The organism is Thermoflexus sp. (assembly GCF_042408365.1).
In the GTDB taxonomy this organism is placed as follows: domain Bacteria; phylum Chloroflexota; class Anaerolineae; order Thermoflexales; family Thermoflexaceae; genus Thermoflexus.
This window is the reverse complement of record NZ_JBHOQJ010000023.1, coordinates 1-2,857: the sequence shown is the minus strand read 5'-3', so window position 1 is coordinate 2,857 and position 2,857 is coordinate 1. Positions and strand designations below refer to the sequence as shown.

The 2,857-nt window shown below is 61.8% G+C and carries 3 protein-coding genes; 2 read left to right on the top strand and 1 reads right to left on the bottom strand.

Going from position 1 to position 2,857, the window contains the following annotated elements; all coding sequences use genetic code 11:
• Positions 1-199 precede the first annotated feature (199 nt).
• Positions 200-1,225, bottom strand: a complete 1,026-nt coding sequence (locus ACFMO5_RS01190; protein ID WP_376790947.1) for a transposase — start codon at positions 1,223-1,225, stop codon at positions 200-202.
• A 239-nt stretch (positions 1,226-1,464) separates the two neighbouring features.
• Here ACFMO5_RS01190 and ACFMO5_RS01185 point away from each other — a divergent pair, with 239 nt between their 5' ends.
• Positions 1,465-2,469 carry a LacI family DNA-binding transcriptional regulator gene (locus ACFMO5_RS01185; RefSeq protein ID WP_376790946.1) on the top strand — a complete coding sequence of 335 codons (1,005 nt, stop codon included), beginning with the start codon at positions 1,465-1,467 and terminating at the stop codon, positions 2,467-2,469.
• Positions 2,470-2,609: 140 nt separating this feature from the next.
• The coding region (locus tag ACFMO5_RS01180; RefSeq protein WP_376790945.1) for a hypothetical protein at positions 2,610-2,857 on the top strand (248 nt) is incomplete at its 3' end.

Genomic DNA, 2,857 nt, shown 5'->3' with positions numbered 1-2,857 from the left:
GCCGGGTGCCAAAGGCACCCGGCTCGCCCCTAAATCCTCCGTGGGACCCAAACCAAATGTGGAGGAAGCACGACCAGCCTGCTGCCCTGAAGCTGAGGTTCAGACACGAGTTGGGACTGGGAGAATGATGGCGACAAAGAGGGACCACGCATCCTCTACGATCCTCTCCCAGTTTGGGAGCGAGAGCGACCATCGCTGTTTAAGCAGAACAAAGAGACCGGAGTGCCGTTTCCATTGTTTCCGCTGCGGGTCCCCCAGAATCCTCTCCCCTTCGGGCACCGTTTCCTTCTCCCCCAATGAGTTCCCCATAGAGGAAATCCCGCCATCTCTCGCCCATCCGATCGGCGGTTGCATACCCGATCCACAGAAGGGCCCGCATCTGCTCCCTATACCCCCAGCGCTTGTTCATTAACCGGCCCATCCCGAACCGGCTCTTCCTGTCCCGGAACTTCTCCTCGATCCTCATTCGCTTCCGATCCATCCGTAGCCCTTCGTTAGGATCCCAATCGGTCCTCCTCCCAAGCGGCTCTCCGCATCCTTTCCGCCTGAGGCCGATCCCATTCCCCGGTACCGGGCCCTTATCCCCAACATCCCGATCCATGAGCATTCCGCCCGGTACCATCTCCAGGGCGACCTCCTGCCCTTCGGAATCCAGGAACTGGGGCGGAGGGCTCCCCAGATTCCAGCGGATGACCCAATGAATGGCTTCTTCCGCAAACCCGCGCAACCATTCCAGGTCACGGACTTCCCGATCCAAGACCCATGGCCGTTCGCCCAGCAGATCTTTCCAGGCCGCGAAGGCCTGGAAATGATTCCGGTTGCGGGAATCCCCCCGCTCGGCGAGGGTCTTGGAAGAGTAAGTTATCCGCCCACAAGGGATGGCCCGCCCCCGGTCAGGTACGGCCCGCATCAGCGCCCAAACGCCCCGCGTTTTCCCGTCTTGGAGAACCCTCACGGACTCGCTCGCACGGGCTTGGGGCCACTCGATTTCGGTGGGGTCCGCGGGGACAAATTCGGCCGGGTCGCTGAGCCACCGCCAGAGCACCCGACGAGGGTCGGCCGCTGGGTCATCCCTCCGAAGGAAACGGTGAGGCCTTTTGGAGGCGGCCCCGCTGGTCCCGGACATCTGGGCAGCCATCTCGGTCCGGCGGGGGGAACGAGCCTTCCGGATGGCCGGATCATCCAAGAGAAGCCCCATCCATCGGCGCATCTCGATGGGATGCACGGGACGCCTCCTAAGACGGATTGGACTTTCGCCAAATAACGCGATCGGAGGCCCCGCGCAAGAGGTCCGAACTTATGTCCGAACCTCAGCTGAAGGACTTGACAAATATCCTCAATCTCGATAAAATAAAAACGCTTTTGTAAAGCGCTTTACTAACCCCTTGTGTGGAACGATCCCTCGATCCTTTGGTGGGAATAAGAGCGGTCCGTCCAAGTGGATTTTTCTGGGGTTGAGAGACCATGCCCACGATTTATGACATCGCGCGGGAAGCGGGCGTTTCCATCACCACGGTCTCCAACATCTTGAACAATAAAGGACGTTTCAAGCCGGAGACCGTGGCGCGGGTGTTAGAGGCGGTGGAGCGGCTGAAATATCGCCCGAATTTCGCCGCTCGAAGCCTGGCGGCCCGCCGGACCAACACCGTGGCCCTCTCCGCGCTGCTCACCCCCGAATCCTTCGACCCCCTGAACCTTCAGTATTTCGGTGCGATCGCTCAAGCCATCAGCCGTTCTGGGTTTAATTTCCTTCTCCACATCAGCCACGACCTTGAGTCCTTCGAGCGTTTCGCCTCCACAGGGATCTGCGACAGCTGGGTGCTGATGATGGTCCGCCGTCAGGATGAACGTATCGCCCTTTTGAAGGAGCTGGGCGTTCCTTTTGTTTCCATCGGCCGGCCGGATGAGATGGAGGGGATCGATGTGGTGGACACGGATTTCGAGCAGACGGCCCGTTTGGCGCTGGAGCACCTGCTCGCTTTGGGGCACCGGCGGATCGCCTATCTGGCGGAACCCCTGGAGTTCGGCTACTCTGCGATCCGCCTTCGGGCGTATCTTGCTTTCTTAAGGGAATATGGGATGGAGGAGAGCGCGGAGTTGGTGGCGGAAACGGATGGGACGGAAGCGGGGACCGTGCGGGCATTGGAGGCGCTGTGGGCCAAAGGGCGCCCGATCACCGCGATCATCACCCACGATATCCCTGCTTTGACGGTGCTGCAGACCCTGAAAAGCTGGGGCCTGCGGATCCCGGAGGATGTCTCGGTGGTCGGCTGCTCCGACTCCCCGCTGGCGGCGCTGGCGGACCCACCGCTGACGACCATCAACCTGTATGTGCCTCAGATTGCCGAGGCTGCCGCGGAGGCCCTGGCCCGCCGGCTGCAGGAGCCGGATGCCCCGCCGGCCTGCATCCTGATCCCCGCCCAGCTCGTCGTGCGCAGCTCCACAGGTCCAGCGCCGGGCCGTGGATAAGCCTTCGGGTTGTTCACTGATGACCTGCTTTCATGCCAAGGCTCCTCCATTCAATGATTCTCCGGGATGCTGACGACGGGCGACATTAAGAGGGATGTCCCTGTTGCTGGGGATTCTAATTCCTGAACAGGAGGTGGAAGATGGTTCCGCGACGTTTCTCCTTGTGGGTAGCGGTGTTTGTGGCGCTGGGCCTGCTGTTGGCGGCCTGTGCGCAGCCGGCGACGCCCACCCAGGCGCCGGCCCCGACGCAGCCCCCGCAGCCGACCCAGGCGCCGGCCCCCACCCCGACCCCTGCCCCCAAGGTCAAGATCACCTATTGGGAGCAGGAGAACGAGGAGGTCGACGCCTTCCTGGATGAGCTGGTCGCCGACTTCATGAAAGCGCATCC

Coding starts and splice junctions, on each gene's coding strand:
- ACFMO5_RS01185 (WP_376790946.1), top strand. CDS start 1,465: ATGCCCACGATTTATGACATCGCGCGGGAAGCGGGCGTTTCCATCACC.